This window comes from Streptococcus sp. HMSC076H09 (assembly GCF_001811765.1).
Classification (GTDB): domain Bacteria; phylum Bacillota; class Bacilli; order Lactobacillales; family Streptococcaceae; genus Streptococcus; species Streptococcus agalactiae.
In genome coordinates this window covers 17304-35955 of sequence record NZ_KV806588.1, presented here as the reverse complement: position 1 = coordinate 35955, position 18652 = coordinate 17304, and the positions used below count along the sequence as shown (strand labels likewise).

17 protein-coding genes, 1 tRNA gene and 3 pseudogenes are annotated in these 18652 nt (G+C 35.6%); 19 read left to right on the top strand and 2 right to left on the bottom strand.

Annotated elements, in window-relative coordinates:
- Positions 1-86 precede the first annotated feature (86 nt).
- Entirely contained in the window at positions 87-590 is a 504-nt protein-coding gene (locus tag HMPREF2818_RS00635; RefSeq protein ID WP_000773458.1) for a hypothetical protein, read from the top strand.
- Between the two features lie 51 nt (positions 591-641).
- Here the strand turns inward: HMPREF2818_RS00635 and HMPREF2818_RS09645 are convergent.
- Positions 642-828: pseudogene (locus HMPREF2818_RS09645) on the bottom strand (hypothetical protein).
- Positions 829-899: 71 nt separating this feature from the next.
- Here HMPREF2818_RS09645 and HMPREF2818_RS00630 point away from each other — a divergent pair.
- The 12 genes and pseudogenes from HMPREF2818_RS00630 (at position 900) to rbfA (ending at position 10171) form a co-directional block, all read left to right on the top strand.
- Positions 900-1625, top strand: a complete 726-nt coding sequence (locus tag HMPREF2818_RS00630) for an ABC transporter ATP-binding protein (protein WP_000912314.1) — start codon at positions 900-902, stop codon at positions 1623-1625.
- A 1-nt stretch (position 1626) separates the two neighbouring features.
- Complete coding sequence (locus tag HMPREF2818_RS00625) at positions 1627-2661, top strand: ABC transporter permease (protein WP_000732715.1); 1035 nt, start codon at positions 1627-1629, stop codon at positions 2659-2661.
- Positions 2662-2718: 57 nt separating this feature from the next.
- On the top strand, positions 2719-3519 hold the full coding sequence (ccrZ, locus tag HMPREF2818_RS00620; RefSeq protein ID WP_000155919.1) for a cell cycle regulator CcrZ: 801 nt from the start codon (positions 2719-2721) through the stop codon (positions 3517-3519).
- Positions 3509-4144 carry a tRNA (guanosine(46)-N7)-methyltransferase TrmB gene (trmB, locus tag HMPREF2818_RS00615; protein ID WP_001266024.1) on the top strand — a complete coding sequence of 212 codons (636 nt, stop codon included), beginning with the start codon at positions 3509-3511 and terminating at the stop codon, positions 4142-4144. The genes ccrZ and trmB overlap by 11 nt, the downstream gene beginning before the upstream one ends.
- Positions 4145-4187: 43 nt before the next feature.
- Positions 4188-4274 (top strand) — tRNA-Ser (locus HMPREF2818_RS00610).
- Positions 4275-4632: 358 nt separating this feature from the next.
- Positions 4633-5109: a ribosome maturation factor RimP gene (rimP, locus tag HMPREF2818_RS00605; protein ID WP_041971671.1), complete on the top strand. Its 477-nt coding sequence runs from the start codon at positions 4633-4635 to the stop codon at positions 5107-5109.
- A gap of 35 nt (positions 5110-5144) precedes the next feature.
- Positions 5145-6296, top strand: coding sequence for a transcription termination factor NusA (gene nusA / locus HMPREF2818_RS00600; RefSeq protein ID WP_000032295.1), 1152 nt, complete (start codon positions 5145-5147; stop codon positions 6294-6296).
- A 21-nt stretch (positions 6297-6317) separates the two neighbouring features.
- Entirely contained in the window at positions 6318-6614 is a 297-nt protein-coding gene (gene rnpM, locus HMPREF2818_RS00595) for an RNase P modulator RnpM (protein WP_001140526.1), read from the top strand.
- Positions 6607-6909 (top strand): YlxQ-related RNA-binding protein, encoded by a 303-nt coding sequence (locus HMPREF2818_RS00590; RefSeq protein WP_001065560.1) that lies wholly within the window; start codon positions 6607-6609, stop codon positions 6907-6909. The genes rnpM and HMPREF2818_RS00590 overlap by 8 nt, the downstream gene beginning before the upstream one ends.
- 19 nt (positions 6910-6928) lie before the next feature.
- Positions 6929-7081, top strand: a pseudogene (locus tag HMPREF2818_RS10450) (translation initiation factor IF-2 N-terminal domain-containing protein); the annotation flags it as partial.
- 129 nt (positions 7082-7210) lie between these two features.
- A pseudogene (gene infB, locus HMPREF2818_RS00585) lies at positions 7211-9712 on the top strand (translation initiation factor IF-2); the annotation flags it as partial.
- 108 nt (positions 9713-9820) lie between these two features.
- Positions 9821-10171 carry a 30S ribosome-binding factor RbfA gene (rbfA, locus tag HMPREF2818_RS00580; RefSeq protein WP_001273669.1) on the top strand — a complete coding sequence of 117 codons (351 nt, stop codon included), beginning with the start codon at positions 9821-9823 and terminating at the stop codon, positions 10169-10171.
- A gap of 83 nt (positions 10172-10254) precedes the next feature.
- Here the strand turns inward: rbfA and HMPREF2818_RS00575 are convergent, their stop codons facing one another.
- Complete coding sequence (locus HMPREF2818_RS00575; protein WP_000804613.1) at positions 10255-11259, bottom strand: alpha/beta hydrolase; 1005 nt, start codon at positions 11257-11259, stop codon at positions 10255-10257.
- Between the two features lie 162 nt (positions 11260-11421).
- Here HMPREF2818_RS00575 and HMPREF2818_RS00570 point away from each other — a divergent pair, with 162 nt between their 5' ends.
- The 6 genes from HMPREF2818_RS00570 to polA all read left to right on the top strand — a co-directional run bounded on the left by HMPREF2818_RS00570 (position 11422) and on the right by polA (position 18638).
- Positions 11422-11838 (top strand): CopY/TcrY family copper transport repressor, encoded by a 417-nt coding sequence (locus HMPREF2818_RS00570; RefSeq protein ID WP_000155910.1) that lies wholly within the window; start codon positions 11422-11424, stop codon positions 11836-11838.
- 12 nt (positions 11839-11850) lie between these two features.
- Positions 11851-14085: a heavy metal translocating P-type ATPase gene (locus HMPREF2818_RS00565; protein WP_000013409.1), complete on the top strand. Its 2235-nt coding sequence runs from the start codon at positions 11851-11853 to the stop codon at positions 14083-14085.
- Between the two features lie 40 nt (positions 14086-14125).
- Positions 14126-14332, top strand: a complete 207-nt coding sequence (locus HMPREF2818_RS00560; protein WP_000683376.1) for a heavy-metal-associated domain-containing protein — start codon at positions 14126-14128, stop codon at positions 14330-14332.
- Positions 14333-14441: 109 nt separating this feature from the next.
- Positions 14442-15056 carry a trimeric intracellular cation channel family protein gene (locus tag HMPREF2818_RS00555; RefSeq protein WP_000020724.1) on the top strand — a complete coding sequence of 205 codons (615 nt, stop codon included), beginning with the start codon at positions 14442-14444 and terminating at the stop codon, positions 15054-15056.
- A gap of 14 nt (positions 15057-15070) precedes the next feature.
- Positions 15071-15883: a Cof-type HAD-IIB family hydrolase gene (locus HMPREF2818_RS00550; RefSeq protein WP_000593333.1), complete on the top strand. Its 813-nt coding sequence runs from the start codon at positions 15071-15073 to the stop codon at positions 15881-15883.
- 112 nt (positions 15884-15995) lie between these two features.
- On the top strand, positions 15996-18638 hold the full coding sequence (polA, locus tag HMPREF2818_RS00545) for a DNA polymerase I (protein ID WP_000182599.1): 2643 nt from the start codon (positions 15996-15998) through the stop codon (positions 18636-18638).
- Positions 18639-18652 lie beyond the last annotated feature (14 nt).

Sequence of the window (18652 nt, the reverse complement as noted above, 5' to 3'; positions counted from 1 at the left end):
GACATTTTTATCTAATTAAATGTATAATAAATAATATAAATAAAATAAAAATGATAATTGAGATTTATCATAGAAGGAAAACTATTTTGAAATTAAATAAAATCATATTATCTACTGCAGCTCTTACTGCTCTCTTTTTAGGATATAATAGCGTTACTGCGGATACATATAATAACTATCAGCCACATAGATCAAATAATATGGATTTAACTGAGGAATATAACTATAATAACCAGATAGAACTTCAGGAGCGTATAAAAAACCTAAATATACCTTTTAAAGAAAAACTTGCCTTACTCAGAAAGGTTAAATCAAGACAAGATTCTTATGTATTAGACACATTAAGAAAAGAAGTTGAAAATAAAAACAGTGAGTATTCAGAACTAGAGCAAGAATACCAAAGAATTTCGGCTCTTATTAATGCTAAGTTTCCGCAAGGGAAATCTAGTTTAGCAGAAAAATTACATAAAGAACTAATTTGGGACTTGGATGGTGTCAAATATGATGAGGGGATTTCTAAGAGAACTGCTCTAAAAAAATTAGAAGGTAAACTCAACGAATATACTAAAAAATACAGTTATTTATTCTGATAATTGACTTTGGTAATTTTATAGCCTAATATTCTGATTACTTTGCATTTATTATATTGATACTAAAAAGACACCTTTTTGAGGTGTCTTTTTTTGTCCGATGAGTGATGGAGGTGCTTTTTGTAAACATAATGGGAGCATGGGGTAGCTTGGCATTTCAATTAGATGTAAAAGCGGACAAAATAGGTTTAAAGTTATTTTCAAAACTATAAGGGAATTCTAAGATACAATTATCCATAAGAATAGACCTTCCCTTTCTTATTTTGTTATAATAGTTAATAAAGTATATCAAAGATAGAGAGAATGACAATGTTAAAAATTGAAAATGTTACAGGGGGGTATGTTAATATCCCAGTTTTAAAAAATATTTCTTTTGAAGTAAATGATGGAGAGTTAGTTGGATTAATTGGGCTTAATGGTGCAGGAAAATCAACCACTATTAACGAGATTATTGGTATTTTGAGACCCTATCAAGGAGATATTACCATTGATGGCATTAGTCTTGAAGCCAACCAAGAACTTTATAGAAAGAAAATAGGCTTTATTCCTGAGACACCAAGTCTCTATGAGGAACTAACTCTCAGGGAACATTTAGAAACGGTAGCTATGGCGTATGATATTGCCACCGATGAAGTTATGGCACGTGCGCAAAAACTATTAGAGATGTTTCGTCTAACAGATAAATTAGACTGGTTTCCAATGCATTTTTCAAAGGGAATGAAACAAAAGGTTATGATTATTTGTGCTTTTGTTGTATCTCCAAGTTTATTTATTGTTGATGAACCATTTTTAGGTTTGGATCCACTAGCTATTTCAGATTTGATTAATCTTCTAGCAGAAGAAAAAGCTAAAGGGAAATCTATTTTGATGTCAACACACGTATTAGATTCTGCCGAAAAAATGTGTGATCGTTTTGTTATTTTACATAAAGGAGAAATACGGGCAGTTGGAACCCTAGAGGAATTACGGGCTATTTTTGGAGACAGTAATGCTAATTTAAATGACATCTACATAGCTCTGACAAAAGAGGTGTGATATGAAAAAGTTATTTAATAAACGTCGAAGTCTCTTTTTAACTCAAAATAGTAAATATTTGAGATACGTCTTTAATGATCATTTTGTATTAGTATTAATGTTTTTGTCAGGTTTTTTGTTATATCAGTATAGCCAATTACTAAAAGACTTTCCAAAAACACATTGGCCAATTATCGTGATTGTGTCAATCATTATCTTAATGTTACTAGCGATGGGGGGAATAGCCAGCTATTTAGAACCGGCTGATAAACAATTTTTACTTATAAAAGAAGAAGCAATAAAGGAAATTATAAATTCTGCTAAAAAACGGACTTATATCTTTTGGTTGGTTATTCAAACCTTATTTTTAGTATTAATATCACCAATTTTGATAAAGTTAGGCTTGTCAGTTTTTATGATTACATTGTTAATTTTTGGTCTAGGAATAATCAAATGGTTGGTGATAACTTACAAGGTAAAGGTCTTTTATAACAATCAAAATTTGAACTGGGATGCAGCTATAAATCATGAGCAGGAAAGAAAACAGAGTATATTAAAATTTTTCTCTTTGTTTACAAATGTTAAGGGAATTTCGACAAGTGTAAAACGTCGTTCATTTTTAGATGTTATTTTAAAACTTATTTCTAAAACGCCATCGCGTTTATGGACTAACTTATTTGTGAGGGCATTTCTAAGAAGCTCAGATTATCTTGGTTTAACAATAAGGTTGGTAACTTTAAATATCTTATCAGTCATCTTTGTTAACGAAACCTACCTCGCCCTTGCTCTGGCATTTGTATTTAACTACTTATTATTGTTCCAATTATTAGCTTTAGGTCACCATTTTGATTATCAATACATGAATCAGCTCTATCCAGTTAGATTAAATGCTAAAGCAAGTCAGCTAAAAGGTTTTCTCAGAGTATTATCATATGCTGTGACAGTAATTGATATCATACTTATAAGAGAATTGGAACCTGTTATATTATTGATAGTTTTGATGTTAATTGTGACGGAATATTACATCCCTTACAAAATAAAGAAGATGATTGACTAAAGCCTATAAAACAAGTAAAATAAGAGGAAACGACTAAATGAAAAGGAGGGACTGCTGGTGACAATATCAAATCAAGAATTGACGCTTACTCCCTTAAGAGGAAAAAGTGGCAAAGCCTATATTGGTACTTATCCAAATGGTGAACGTGTCTTTGTCAAATATAATACGACACCTATTTTGCCAGCCTTAGCTAAGGAACAGATTGCGCCACAACTACTGTGGGCACGCCGTACAAGTAATGGCGATATGATGAGTGCTCAAGAATGGTTAGATGGTCGAACATTGACTAAAGAAGATATGGGTAGTAAACAGATTATTCATATTTTATTGCGCCTGCACAAGTCTCGTCCCTTAGTAAATCAACTGTTACAGTTAGGGTATAAAATTGAAAACCCTTATGATTTGTTGATGGATTGGGAAAAACAAACTCCTATTCAAATCCGAGAAAACACTTATTTGCAATCTATTGTGACTGAGTTAAAGCGTAGTTTACCTGAGTTTCGAACAGAGGTTGCAACAATCGTTCACGGAGATATCAAACATAGCAACTGGGTTATTACAACAAGTGGTTTAATTTATTTAGTTGATTGGGATTCTGTTCGTTTAACAGATCGCATGTATGACGTTGCATATATTTTAAGTCATTATATTCCACAAAAACATTGGAAAGATTGGCTGTCTTACTACGGTTATAAAGATAATGAGAAAGTCTGGAGCAAAATTATTTGGTATGGGCAATTTTCATATTTATCACAGATAATCAAATGTTTTGATAAACGAGATATGGAGCATGTCAATCAAGAAATTTATGAATTACGAAAGTTTAGAGAGTTAATTAAAAAGCATAATGCGAGTTAGAAAACGTAAGGGTGCAGAGGAACACTTAGAAAATAATCCTCACTATGTTATTTCAAATCCAGAAGAAGCCAAAGGGCGTTGGCATGAGATTTTTGGAAATAATAACCCTATTCACATAGAAGTTGGTTCCGGAAAAGGGGCTTTTATCACTGGTATGGCAGAGCAAAATCCAGATATCAATTATATTGGAATTGATATTCAATTGTCAGTGCTTTCCTATGCTCTGGATAAAGTTCTAGATAGCGGTGCTAAGAATATCAAATTACTATTAGTTGATGGTTCTAGTCTATCAAACTACTTTGATACTGGCGAAGTTGATTTGATGTATCTTAACTTTAGTGATCCATGGCCTAAGAAAAAGCATGAGAAACGTCGATTGACCTATAAGACTTTCTTGGATACCTATAAAGACATACTTCCTGAGCAGGGGGAAATTCATTTTAAAACAGATAATAGAGGTTTATTTGAATATAGTCTTGCTAGCTTTTCTCAATACGGTATGACTTTAAAACAAGTTTGGTTAGATTTACATGCAAGTGATTACCAGCAAAATATCATGACTGAGTACGAACGCAAATTTTCAAATAAAGGACAGGTTATCTATCGTGTAGAAGCACGATTTTAGAATAAGTAAATAGTAAGTGGGTAGTTATTTGCTACTCCTTTATGGAGAGGTCGCATAGTGGCTGAGTGCGCACGCTTGGAAAGCGTGTAGTCCTTAATGGGGCTCGGGGGTTCGAATCCCCTCCTCTCCTTTAATCTTGTTAATGTATCAGTGTTTATTAAGTGTTCACCTTTTTCACTCGTCAAAAGTCCAAGTTTCGAAAAATTTCTTTTATTTTATCATCGTTTTTCTTTGAGCTTGAAGTATTAGCATAAAGTTTTCTAAGCTCTTACAAAGAACTGAGGACAAAATTTTAATTTTTTGATATAAGATTAGTGTACGGTGATGCTAATTTAAAGTAAATGATTGCAATAATCGTATTTTGTGCTATAATAGTATTAAATAATACAGAGAGGGGCGGAGTTTTACTTCGCCTCTTATGTGTGTGATTCATAGAATTTATAGTCATTATAAGTTCTAAAGCAAGTTAGAAAGAAGAGGTAGCTGTTATCGCAAATCAAACCATTGTTGATATTGTTACTCAAGTCGTAACTCCTGCTATTCAAGCACCGTTTGAATTAGTAGATGTAGAATACGAAAAAATGGGTGGCGACTATGTGCTCAGTATTTTAATTGATAAACCCGGAGGCATTACGGTTGAAGATACAGCACAATTGACAGACGTTGTAAGTCCCTTACTTGACACAATTCAACCAGATCCATTTCCAGAACAGTATATGCTTGAAGTCTCAAGTCCTGGGTTGGAAAGGCCACTTAAAACAGCAGAAGCATTATCAAATGCTGTTGGGTCTTATATCAATGTAAGTCTGTATAAATCCATTGATAAAGTTAAAATATTTGAAGGTGACTTATTATCATTTGATGGTGAAACCTTGACAATTGATTATATGGACAAAACACGTCATAAAACTGTAGATATTCCCTATCAGACGGTTGCAAAAGCCCGTCTTGCGGTTAAACTTTAAGAAAGGATGATTCTTGCGAAGCAAGAATGGACACTATGAGCAAAGAAATGCTAGAAGCCTTCCGTATTTTGGAAGAAGAAAAACACATTAATAAAGAAGATATTATTGATGCAGTTACTGAGTCACTAAAATCTGCCTATAAGCGTCGTTATGGTCAATCAGAATCATGCGTTATTGAATTTAACGAGAAGAAAGCAGACTTTACCGTCTATACTGTTCGTGAAGTTGTTGATGAAGTTTTTGATAGCCGTTTGGAAATTAGCCTAAAAGACGCACTTGCTATTAGCTCAGCGTATGAACTTGGTGATAAGATTCGCTTTGAGGAATCTGTTACAGAATTTGGACGCGTGGCAGCTCAGTCAGCAAAACAAACTATTATGGAAAAAATGCGTCGTCAAATGCGTGAAGTAACCTTCAATGAATACAAACAACACGAAGGTGAAATTATGACTGGTACTGTTGAACGATTTGACCAACGTTTTATCTATGTCAATCTCGGTTCACTTGAGGCGCAATTATCGCATCAAGATCAGATTCCTGGAGAGAGCTTTAAATCTCATGATATGATTGACGTTTATGTCTATAAAGTGGAGAATAATCCTAAAGGAGTCAACGTTTTTGTTAGCCGTAGTCATCCAGAGTTTATCAAACGCATTATGGAGCGAGAAATTCCAGAAGTATTTGATGGAACTGTTGAGATTATGAGCGTCTCTCGTGAGGCTGGAGATCGTACTAAAGTTGCTGTACGCAGTCATAATTCAAATGTTGATGCGATTGGAACAATTGTTGGACGCGGTGGAAGTAACATTAAAAAAGTTATCAGTAATTTCCATCCTAAACGCGTTGATGCTAAAACAGGATTGGAGATCCCGGTTGAAGAAAACATTGATGTTATTCAATGGGTTGAAGATCCAGCGGAATTCATTTACAATGCTATTGCACCAGCCGAAGTTGATATGGTACTTTTTGATGATGAAGATACAAAACGTGCTACTGTAGTTGTTCCAGATAGCAAGTTATCGCTAGCTATTGGTCGCCGAGGACAAAATGTGCGTTTAGCAGCTCATTTGACTGGCTATCGTATTGATATTAAATCTGCAAGTGAATACGAAAAAATGGAAGCGCAAGAACTTCAAACTGAGGAAGTAGCTCAAGAATCTGAAGTTATTTCAGATAAGGCAGAATAATATAAATGAGAGAGGTGTTTTATGGCTAAAACAAAAAAAATACCTTTAAGAAAATCAGTTGTTTCTGGTGAAGTGATCGATAAGCGAGATCTTTTACGAATTGTTAAAAATAAAGAAGGACAGGTTTTTATAGATCCTACCGGAAAGCAAAATGGTCGAGGTGCCTACATAAAATTGGACAATGATGAAGCTATCCTAGCGAAAAAGAAACGAGTGTTTGATCGCAGTTTTTCAATGGAAGTTTCTGATGAATTCTATGATGAACTATTGGCATATGTCGACCATAAGGTCAAAAGAAGAGAGTTAGGCCTTGAATAATTCAGAAAAAGTATTAAATCTCATTGGGTTAGCACAGCGTGCGGGGCGCCTTATTACAGGTGAAGAATTGGTTATTAAAGCAATTCAAAATCAACAAGTATCGCTAATCTTTCTAGCAAATGATGCTGGCCCAAATTTGACGAAAAAAGTAACTGATAAAAGTAATTACTACAAAACAGAAGTCTCCACAGTGTTTTCAACACTGGAATTAAGTGATGCGTTAGGCAAACCAAGAAAAGTGGTTGCTGTCGCAGACGCTGGATTTTCAAAGAAAATGAGGACTCTTATGGCATAACAGAATAGGAGGACATCAATTGTCAAAGAAAAGATTACACGAAATCGCTAAGGAAATTGGAAAAACGAGTAAGGAAGTGGTTGAGCAAGCTCAATCGCTTGGCTTACCTGTAAAAAGTCATGCTTCTAGCGTTGAAGAAAATGATGCTACACGTATTGTTGAGAGTTTTAGCTCTTCTAAAACTAAAGCTCCAACAAATTCTGTTCAAACTAATCAAGGTGTGAAAACAGAATCTAAAACTGTTGAAACCAAACAAGGCTTGTCCGATGATAAACCTTCAACTCAACCTGTAGCTAAACCGAAACCACAAAGTCGTAACTTTAAGGCGGAGCGCGAGGCTCGTGCTAAAGCTGAAGCGGAGAAGCGTCAACATAATGGGGATCACCGTAAGAATAATCGCCATAATGATACACGCTCTGACGACAGACGCCATCAAGGTCAAAAGCGTTCAAATGGTAATCGTAATGATAACCGACAAGGTCAGCAAAATAACCGTAATAAAAATGATGGGCGTTATGCTGATCATAAACAGAAACCCCAAACGCGTCCTCAGCAACCTGCAGGCAATCGCATTGACTTTAAAGCTCGAGCAGCAGCTTTGAAAGCTGAGCAAAATGCTGAATACTCACGTCATAGTGAGCAGCGTTTCCGTGAAGAGCAAGAAGCCAAACGTCAAGCAGCTAAGGAGCAAGAACTAGCTAAAGCAGCAGCGTTAAAAGCGCAAGAAGAAGCTCAAAAAGCTAAGGAAAAACTTGCTTCTAAACCTGTTGCTAAGGTAAAAGAAATTGTCAATAAAGTAGCCGCTACGCCATCACAGACAGCAGATAGTCGTCGTAAAAAACAAACTCGTTCTGATAAGTCTCGTCAATTTTCAAATGAAAATGAAGATGGTCAAAAGCAAACAAAAAATAAGAAAAACTGGAATAATCAAAACCAAGTGAGAAATCAAAGAAATAGTAACTGGAATCATAATAAGAAAAATAAAAAAGGTAAGACTAATGGAGCTCCAAAACCAGTAACAGAGCGTAAATTCCATGAATTACCAAAAGAATTTGAATATACTGAGGGCATGACCGTTGCGGAAATTGCAAAACGTATTAAACGCGAACCAGCAGAAATTGTTAAAAAACTCTTTATGATGGGAGTTATGGCAACGCAGAATCAATCATTAGATGGAGACACTATTGAGCTATTGATGGTTGACTACGGGATTGAAGCACATGCTAAGGTTGAAGTTGATGAAGCTGATATTGAACGCTTCTTTGCAGATGAGGATTACCTTAATCCTGATAACTTAACGGAACGTCCGCCTGTTGTTACTATCATGGGACACGTTGATCATGGTAAAACAACTCTTCTTGATACTCTACGTAATTCACGTGTCGCTACTGGCGAAGCTGGTGGAATTACTCAACATATTGGTGCTTATCAGATTGAAGAAGCTGGCAAGAAAATTACTTTCTTGGATACACCAGGGCATGCGGCCTTTACTTCTATGCGTGCGCGTGGTGCATCAGTAACTGATATTACTATCCTTATCGTTGCCGCTGATGATGGTGTTATGCCGCAGACAGTTGAGGCAATTAATCACTCTAAAGCTGCGGGTGTCCCAATTATTGTTGCTATCAACAAAATTGATAAACCTGGTGCAAATCCAGAACGCGTTATCAGTGAATTAGCTGAGCATGGTGTCATCTCTACTGCATGGGGTGGTGAGTCTGAATTTGTTGAAATTTCAGCTAAGTTTGGTAAAAATATTCAAGAATTACTTGAGACAGTTCTTTTAGTTGCTGAAATGGAAGAATTAAAAGCAGATGCAGATGTTCGTGCTATTGGTACTGTTATTGAAGCCCGTCTTGATAAAGGTAAGGGAGCCGTTGCAACGCTTCTTGTCCAACAAGGTACTTTAAATGTACAAGATCCAATCGTTGTTGGTAATACATTTGGACGTGTTCGTGCGATGACTAATGATCTTGGGCGTCGTGTCAAAGTTGCGGGTCCATCTACACCAGTTTCTATTACTGGTTTGAACGAAGCTCCAATGGCTGGTGATCATTTTGCTGTTTATGCAGATGAGAAAGCTGCGCGTGCTGCAGGTGAAGAACGTGCAAAACGTGCTCTCTTAAAACAACGCCAAAACACGCAACGTGTTAGCCTCGAGAACTTATTTGATACCCTTAAAGCTGGTGAAGTTAAGTCAGTTAATGTTATTATCAAAGCTGATGTGCAAGGTTCTGTAGAAGCACTTGTAGCTTCTCTCCTTAAGATTGATGTTGAAGGAGTAAAAGTTAATGTTGTTCACTCAGCAGTTGGTGCTATTAATGAGTCTGATGTAACTCTTGCTGAAGCATCAAATGCTGTTATTATAGGATTTAACGTACGCCCTACTCCACAAGCTCGTCAACAAGCCGATGCTGATGATGTCGAAATTCGTCAACATAGCATTATCTATAAAGTTATCGAAGAAGTTGAAGAAGCGATGAAAGGTAAACTTGATCCTGAATACCAAGAAAAAATCCTTGGTGAAGCCATTATTCGTGAGACCTTTAAAGTTTCAAAAGTGGGAACTATTGGTGGATTTATGGTTATCAATGGTAAAGTTACTCGTGATTCAAGTGTTCGTGTTATCCGTGATGGTGTTGTCATTTTTGATGGTAAATTAGCAAGTCTTAAACACTATAAAGATGATGTTAAAGAAGTCGGCAATGCTCAAGAAGGTGGTCTAATGATTGAGAATTATAACGATCTCAAAGAAGATGACACTATTGAAGCATACATTATGGAAGAAATTAAACGTAAATAACCCCTATGAGAAACCCAACTTGTATCTTTAGTTGGTAGGGAAATACAAAATTATGGCTAGGCTCGTCCTAGCTTTCAAGTTATGAGCACAATGAAGAAAGGATTAATTATGGCTAATCATCGTATTGATCGCGTTGGAATGGAAATTAAACGTGAAGTCAATGAGATTTTGCGTTTCCGAGTTAATGATCCACGTGTACAAGATGTCACAATTACTGATGTTCAGATGTTGGGTGACCTTTCAATGGCTAAAGTATTTTATACTATTCATTCGACACTTGCTTCTGATAATCAAAAAGCACAAATTGGTTTAGAAAAAGCAACTGGTACTATTAAGCGTGAACTTGGCAAAAACCTTACTATGTATAAAATACCAGATTTACAATTTGTTAAAGATGAATCTATTGAATACGGAAATAAGATTGATGAAATGTTGCGCAATCTAGATAAAAAAGATTAGAATCAAGATTAAGAATAATAAAAAATAAACCATGTCAAAATCATGGTTTATTTTTTATAGCTTTAAAGTTGAGATAGCTAGTATTAAGGAGTTTTATTGATGATATCAATCATTTGATACTGTGCTGTTTTAGCTTCTTCAATAGGGTAAATTGGATAAACATGATTCATTCCCTCTTGTGCAATATAGTTAACGGGGTGATTAGCTGCTTGGAGTTGTGCAGCATAATCGCGAATATCTGGGAAGAATATTTCTCGTGTTCCAGTAAATAACGTAATAGGAGCGAGTTTAGTAGCAGGGGCATTTTTAGGACTAACATATGTATGGTTAGTATTATTAGAACCATTTGCCCAAATTTCACCTACACGTGCGAGACCCCAAGCAGATAGGATAGGATCGGTATCTTCGTATTTGGGAATTTCTGGATGTTTCATTGTCACATCTAGCCATGGAGATAAGAGGATAATATTTTTAGGTTGAGGAATAGCCTCTTGCCCTGATTGGTGAGACAATGCATGCGCTAATCCTAGTGCTAATCCTCCGCCAGCTGAATCACCCATCAAAGTGAGATTAGCGTTTTTTTCATGAAAGTGTCTATAAGGGTTAACCAATCTAGGGATAGCATAATCATAGGTATAACGAGGAGTTTTTGGATAAATTGGTAAAATAATTTTTGCATCAAGACTAGTTGAGAGCGTCTTAAGCATGCTGATATGGTAAGGCGTTGGATTATTTAAGTAAGAGCCACCAGCTAAATAGAAAATGGTCTTTTGATTAGCTTTACCGTTGTCATTCCAAGAATAGACTTGCATATCAAAAAGTCTCTCTTGAACAAGCCCTCCATTAACAGAGTTTGGGTCTAAGTAATAACCCTTATCAGATTGTTCACGGCTAGCATTTAAGTACTTTTGAAATGAGCTTTCATCTTGAACTTTATAATAACTTTTATCGCGCTTTAGCCAAAAGTATTGTTCGATAAACCAACTTTTCCATGAACGCCCACTTGCTTTTGCATGTGGTGTACAGGCGATGGATAAAATGGTGATAATACTAAATAGTAGCAATAGTTTTTTGAAGGACGGTTTCAAGGTATTCTCCTTAATATAATGTTATTTTTGTGTAATATTATTATAATAAAACCAACATCTTTGTCAATAGAATAAAGAAAGATGAGAAATGTTTTTCGGTTTACAAATGTAGATTTATTTGCTAAAATTGGTTTACAAACGTAAATCGAAAGAGGTGAGAAAATGACTATTTCAAACGCAGAATGGGAAATTATGAGAGTGGTTTGGGCACAGCAGAATACAACCAGTAATGAGATACTAGCAGTTTTACTAGAGAAGTATGATTGGACTCCTTCAACTGTCAAAACCTTATTAAGAAGGCTCTTAGATAAAGGCTACGTGAGCAGAGAAAAAATGGGAAAAGGATTTAGCTATTCTCCTTTAATTGATGAAGATTTAGCTATGATGTCAGAGGTAGATAGTGTATTGCAGAAAGTTTGCCAGACCAAACATGTTGCTATTGTTAGACACTTATTGGAAAGTATACCAATGACAGAGAAGGATCGATTAAATTTGCAAGCATCACTAGAAGCTAAGAAAGGCAAAACACTTGAACGTGTAGCTTGTAATTGCATTCCTGGTCAGTGTCAATGCCATTAGAAAGGAGAAAATATGGCTAATAGAAAAGAAACATTTTTGATTGATGGGATGACTTGTGCATCTTGTGCTTTAACGATAGAAAAAGCTGTCAACAAGTTAGACCATGTGGATAGTGCAGTAGTAAATTTAGCAACAGAGAAAATGACAGTTACGTTTGATGATACAACCTTATCGCCAAACGTGATTGAAGAGTGTGTTTCTGAGACTGGATACGAAGCATCGCTTTTCAAAGAGGAAACTTCTAAAAGCCAATCTGAACGGCACCAATTAGCAATTGAAAAGATGTGGCATCGCTTTTGGATGTCAGCAGTTGCAACTATACCTCTTCTCTATATTTCCATGGGGCCAATGATTAACTTATGGTTACCATCATTTTTGATGCCAGATAAGGGACCTCTAAACTATGGTGTGATACAATTATTGTTAACACTACCGGTGATGTATTTTGGGCGTATCTTTTACCAAAATGGTTTTAAAGCACTTTTTAAAAGGCATCCCAATATGGATTCATTAGTTGCTATAGCCACAACAGCGGCTTTCATTTATAGCTTATATGGATTGTACGAAATATTACAGGGTGACATACACTACGCTCACCAGCTTTATTTCGAATCTGTTGCAGTTATTTTAACACTTATTACTCTAGGAAAATATTTTGAAATATTATCCAAAGGGCGTACTTCGGCCTCAATTGAAAAATTATTAACTTTATCAGCAAAAGAAGCAAGAGTTATCAAAGATGGTGAAGACTATATGGTTCCTTTGGATAAAGTTAAAATAGGTGAAACAATTCTTGTCAAACCTGGAGAAAAAATTCCTCTTGATGGCCATGTTGTAGCAGGAGAATCAAGTATTGATGAATCCATGTTAACAGGTGAAAGTATTCCAGTTGAAAAAAAGGTTGGTAGTAAGGTTTACGGTGCCAGCATTAATGGGCAAGGTAGCTTAACGATTTTCGTTGAAAAAGAAGCTGGCGGTTCCCTTCTATCACAAATTATTAACTTAGTAGAAGTTGCACAGGCAAGTAAGGCTCCAATTGCTAACTTAGCAGACAAAGTATCAGGAGTCTTTGTCCCTTTTGTTATTGTCATTGCAATTTTATCAGGTTTGAGTTGGTACTTAATTCTGGGGCAAAGTTTTGCCTTCTCTCTGAAGATTATGATTGCAGTCTTAGTGATTGCTTGTCCATGTGCTTTAGGGTTAGCAACTCCTACAGCTATTATGGTGGCTAGTGGTAAAGCAGCTGAGAATGGTATTTTATTTAAAGGTGGTGAAGTGTTGGAAAAGGCTCACCACATTGATACAATAGTTTTTGATAAAACAGGAACCTTGACCAAAGGGAAACCAGAAGTAGTTGCTATCAAAACATATGGGGTAGATAAAGAGGAGTTTTTAGGTCAAGTAGCATCAGTAGAAAAACTTTCAAATCATCCACTTAGCCAAACAATTGTTAACAAAGCAAAAGAGAAAGAACTTCCCTTAAGGGAAGTCATGGCTTTTAAAAATATTTTGGGTTACGGTTTGAGTGCAATTATTAATGGTAAAACTATGCTTGTAGGTAATGCTAACTTAATGACTAAGAACGATGTTAATTTAGATTTAGCAAAGGCTGATATAGAAATAGCTCAAGAAGAAGCACAAACTGTGGTTTACGTTTCCGAAAATGGAGTGTTGAGCGGTTTAATAACTTTAACGGACCAGCTAAAGACAGATAGCCAAGAAACAGTTAAGCAGTTACAAAGATTAGGATTTAATTTAGTTTTACTTACTGGTGATAATAAGGCTAGTGCAGATGCCATAGCACAAAAATTGGGTATCACGACAGTTGTTTCAGAAGTTTTACCTGATCAGAAAGCAAACGTTATTTTAGAACTTAAAGAAAAAGGCGGACAGATTGCGATGGTTGGTGATGGCATCAATGATGCTCCTGCGCTAGCTAGCAGTGATGTAGGTATCTCTATGAGTTCTGGAACAGATATTGCTATTGAATCAGCAGATATCGTGTTGATGAAACCTGAGTTAACAGATCTCTTAAAAGCAATGACTATCAGTAAACAAACGATTCAAATTATTAAGGAAAATTTATTTTGGGCTTTCTTTTATAACGTTTTAGCGATTCCAGTGGCAATGGGTGTTTTACATCTTTTTGGTGGTCCCTTACTCAATCCTATGTTGGCAGGCTTAGCTATGGCGTTTAGTTCAGTTTCAGTAGTTTTAAACGCACTTCGCTTAAAAGTCTTAAAATAATAAAGATAATAAGACTGAATTTTTATGAAGGGAGAAGAATATGAAACATACCTATCGAGTTAGTGGCATGAAATGTGATGGTTGTGCCAAAACAGTTTCTGATAAGTTATCAAGTGTGATGGGTGTTGACGAGGTTAATGTTGATTTGACTAAAAATCAAGTTGTCGTAAGTGGAAAAACATTCAAATGTCTTTTAAAACGTTCTTTAAAAGACACAAAGTATTCACTAGAAGAGGACATAAATTAATAACTAAAGAAGTGGTTACAGCTTTTAATTTCTTAATTTGAGCAGTTTCTCACTTCTTTTTTATTCTAAAAATGATAAACTAGAATAGAATTAGTTGTGAGAAGTGCAGATGTCAATCGATATTTGGAACATTTTAAGTTTGGTTGGAACCGTAGCTTTTGCAAGTTCGGGAGCTATTGTGGCGATTGAGGAAGAATTTGATGTTCTAGGGCTTTTTATCTTAGGTTTTGTAACGGCATTTGGTGGTGGAGCTATTAGAAATGTACTAATTGGCTTGCCTATTGAAACACTTTGGAGTCAAGGAATTGCTTTTTATGCAGCAGCAGCAGCTATTTTGTTTATTATGATTTTCCCTAACTTGTTGAGTGGTAAGGGACGGGATGCCGAAGTTGTATCAGATGCTATTGGGTTAGCAGCGTTTAGTGTTCAAGGAGCACTATATGCGACTCAATCTCATCAACCTCTTAGTGCTGTCATTGTCGCAGCAGTACTAACTGGTGCAGGTGGTGGTATTGTCAGAGATGTTCTGGCTGGCCGAAAACCTGGGGTACTAAGAAGTGAAATATATGCAGGTTGGTCAATATTAGTGGGGATCATTTTATATTTTAAAATTGCTAAAACAACAACTGACTATTATTTGTTAGTGTTAGTTGTAACTAGCCTAAGGATGTTGGGGTATAAGAAACAATGGCACTTGCCAGTTGTCAGACCACGTAAGAAATGATAGAGGAGAAAGAGATGATAAAATTAATTGCTATTGATATGGATGGAACGCTTTTAAATGATGAAAAGAAAATTCCAAAGGAAAATATCCAAGCTATTAAAGAAGCAACTCAAGCAGGTATTAAAATTGTACTGTGTACTGGGCGACCGATGTCAGGTATACTTCCTTATTTTAATGAACTAGGTTTAACAAAAGAGGAGTATATTATCATGAATAATGGTTGTAGCACTTATAGCACGAAAGATTGGCAATTGATTGATTCTGCAACTTTAACACATGATGAACTCATCTTTCTTGAGGAGGTTGTTAAAGAATTTCCCAACGTTTGTTTAACGTTAACAGCTGAAAATACATTTTACGCTGTTGGTGAGGAAGTTCCTGAAATTGTTGCTTATGATGCTGATTTAGTTTTTACAAAAGCAAAGTCAATAAGTTTAGATGCTCTTCGCAATCAAGAAGAAATTGTCTTTCAAGCAATGTACATGGGATTAGATGCAGATGTAACTGCTTTTCAAGAAGCTGTTGAAGAAGCCTTAATCTCGAAATTTAGTGGAGTTCGAAGCCAAGACTATATTTATGAGATTATGCCTCAAGGAGTAACAAAAGCAAGAGGCTTAAAATCCTTGATAGCAAAATTAGGACTGGATATTAATCAAGTTATGGCTATTGGTGATGCTCCTAACGATATTGAATTATTAGATTTAGTTCCCAATAGCGTTGCTATGGGGAATGCATCAGATGAGATTAAATCTAGATGTAAATATATAACGGTGGATAATAACCAAGCCGGGGTTGCTAAAGCTATTTATGACTATGCTTTACGTTAAAATAGATATAGAATAATAAAAGGAACTTTAAACACTGTTTGTTTAGGGTTCTTTTGTTTAATAAACTAACAAAATTCAGAAGTTTACAGATAGCTTATGCTATAATAGACCTATGACAAACAAGAATAAATTACTTTTAATTGATGGCTCATCTGTAGCCTTTCGTGCTTTTTTTGCTCTTTATAATCAAATTGACCGCTTTAAAAACAATTCTGGACTTCATACTAATGCCATATATGGTTTCCATTTGATGTTGAATCATATTTTAGGTCGTGTCCAGCCTAGTCATATTTTAGTGGCTTTTGATGCTGGAAAAACTACTTTCCGTACGGAAATGTATGCAGATTATAAAGGTGGGCGTGCTAAAACTCCGGATGAATTTCGTGAACAATTTCCTTATATTCGTCAACAATTAGATGTCTTAGGCATCAAACATTATGAATTGGAACATTATGAAGCCGATGATATCATTGGTACTCTTGCAAAACAAGCCGAAGCTAGTAAAGAGCATTTTGATATAACGGTGGTTTCTGGGGATAAAGATTTAATTCAATTAACAGACACTAACACGGTAGTAGAAATCTCTAAAAAGGGAGTTGCTGAGTTTGAAGAATTCACGCCAGCTTACCTTATGGAAAAAATGGGAATTACGCCGAGTCAATTTATTGATTTAAAAGCTTTGATGGGAGATAAATCAGATAATATTCCTGGGGTTACTAAAATCGGTGAAAAAACTGGCTTGAAGTTGCTATCAGAATATGGTTCCTTAGAAGGGATCTATGAAAATATTGAGGCTATGAAACAGTCTAAGATGAAAGAAAACCTTATCAATGATAAGGAGCAAGCTTTCTTATCAAAGACCCTAGCTACAATCAACATAGCATCACCTATAACAATCGGCTTAGAAGATATCCTTTATAGTGGACCGCAAGATATAAAAGCCTTGTCTCAATTTTATGATGAGATGGATTTTAAACAGTTTAAAGCAGCTCTGGGTGAGGAGACAAGTCAGGAAGATTTTGAGGTTGACTTTACTGAAGTGGAGCAATTAAAACCAGAAATGTTCTCCGATAATGATTTTTATTACTTTGAGATGTTAGGTGATAACTACCACGTAGAAGATTTAATTGGGATAGCTTGGGGAAATAGCGATACAATCTACGCTACTAGTGATGTATCGTTATTGCAAGAAGCTTTATTTAAAAAAGCTTTATCAAAACCTATCAAAACTTATGATTTTAAAAGAAGTAAGGTCCTTTTAAATCGTTTTAATATTGATTTACCAGAGCCAGCCTTTGATACTAGATTGGCCAAGTACCTTTTGTCTACTACTGAGGATAATCTAGTATCAACAATTGCTAGGTTATATACAAATCTGCCACTGGATACTGATGATGCTGTTTATGGGAAAGGTGCTAAACGCGCTATACCAGAAAAAACACGATTTCTTGAGCATCTAGCTAAAAAAGTAAAAGTTTTAGTGGATTCTGAGGCTAATATTATGCAACAGCTTAAAGCTAATGAGCAAGAAGAATTGCTGTTTGAAATGGAGCAACCTTTAGCGAATGTTTTAGCTAAAATGGAAATTCGAGGTATTAAGGTTAAGAAAAATACCTTGAATGAAATGGCTATTGAAAATCAAAAAGTCATCGAAACCTTAACACAAGAGATCTATGAATTGGCTGGGCAAGAGTTTAATATTAATTCTCCAAAACAGTTAGGAAAGTTGTTGTTTGAAACGTTAGGTCTTCCTGTAGAAATGACTAAAAAAACAAAAACAGGTTATTCAACTGCAGTAGATGTATTAGAGCGCTTAGCTCCGATTTCTCCTCTTGTAACTAAAATTTTAGAGTACCGTCAAATCACTAAATTGCAATCAACCTATATTATTGGTTTACAAGATTATATTTTAGAAGATGGTAAAATTCATACACGTTATGTTCAAGATTTGACTCAGACAGGTCGTCTTTCAAGTTCTGACCCAAACCTTCAAAATATACCAGTTAGACTAGAGCAAGGACGGCTTATCCGAAAGGCTTTTGTTCCATCAGAAGACAATGCTGTTTTATTGAGTTCAGATTATTCTCAAATAGAATTGCGCGTGTTAGCACATATTTCAAAAGACGAACATTTGATCGCTGCCTTTAAAGAGGGAGCAGATATTCATACTTCAACAGCTATGCGTGTTTTTGGTATCGAAAAACCTGAGAATGTCACTCCCAATGATCGTCGAAATGCTAAGGCTGTTAACTTTGGAATTGTTTATGGTATTTCAGATTTTGGTCTATCGCATAATTTAGGAATACCTCGTAAACTAGCGAAGCAATATATTGACACCTATTTTGAGCGTTATCCTGGAATAAAAAACTATATGGAAACAGTTGTTCGTGAAGCAAAAGATAAGGGTTACGTTGAAACACTTTTCCATCGTCGTCGTTCACTACCAGATATTAATTCTCGTAATTTTAACATTCGCCAATTTGCAGAGCGCACAGCAATCAATTCACCAATCCAAGGAAGTGCAGCTGATATTCTTAAAATTGCAATGATAAATTTAGATAGGGTACTTTATAAAGGTGGTTATAAATCAAAAATGCTGTTGCAAGTTCATGATGAAATTGTACTTGAAGTCCCTAACGAGGAGATAGGAGCAATCAAGGAGTTGGTTACAAAAACAATGGAGTCAGCAATTAGTTTATCGGTACCTTTGATTGCAGATGAGAACGCAGGTGAGACTTGGTATGAAGCGAAGTAGTGGACAACATACGT

What these genes read in the sequence shown, in the direction of transcription:
- rnpM (WP_001140526.1), top strand. Translation starts at nt 6,318, where the DNA reads ATGGCTAAAACAAAAAAAATACCTTTAAGAAAATCAGTTGTTTCTGGT.
- HMPREF2818_RS00560 (WP_000683376.1), top strand. Translation starts at nt 14,126, where the DNA reads ATGAAACATACCTATCGAGTTAGTGGCATGAAATGTGATGGTTGTGCC.
- HMPREF2818_RS00555 (WP_000020724.1), top strand. Translation starts at nt 14,442, where the DNA reads ATGTCAATCGATATTTGGAACATTTTAAGTTTGGTTGGAACCGTAGCT.
- HMPREF2818_RS00565 (WP_000013409.1), top strand. Translation starts at nt 11,851, where the DNA reads ATGGCTAATAGAAAAGAAACATTTTTGATTGATGGGATGACTTGTGCA.
- trmB (WP_001266024.1), top strand. Translation starts at nt 3,509, where the DNA reads ATGCGAGTTAGAAAACGTAAGGGTGCAGAGGAACACTTAGAAAATAAT.
- HMPREF2818_RS00570 (WP_000155910.1), top strand. Translation starts at nt 11,422, where the DNA reads ATGACTATTTCAAACGCAGAATGGGAAATTATGAGAGTGGTTTGGGCA.
- HMPREF2818_RS00550 (WP_000593333.1), top strand. Translation starts at nt 15,071, where the DNA reads ATGATAAAATTAATTGCTATTGATATGGATGGAACGCTTTTAAATGAT.
- HMPREF2818_RS00625 (WP_000732715.1), top strand. Translation starts at nt 1,627, where the DNA reads ATGAAAAAGTTATTTAATAAACGTCGAAGTCTCTTTTTAACTCAAAAT.
- polA (WP_000182599.1), top strand. Translation starts at nt 15,996, where the DNA reads ATGACAAACAAGAATAAATTACTTTTAATTGATGGCTCATCTGTAGCC.
- nusA (WP_000032295.1), top strand. Translation starts at nt 5,145, where the DNA reads ATGAGCAAAGAAATGCTAGAAGCCTTCCGTATTTTGGAAGAAGAAAAA.
- rbfA (WP_001273669.1), top strand. Translation starts at nt 9,821, where the DNA reads ATGGCTAATCATCGTATTGATCGCGTTGGAATGGAAATTAAACGTGAA.
- HMPREF2818_RS00630 (WP_000912314.1), top strand. Translation starts at nt 900, where the DNA reads ATGTTAAAAATTGAAAATGTTACAGGGGGGTATGTTAATATCCCAGTT.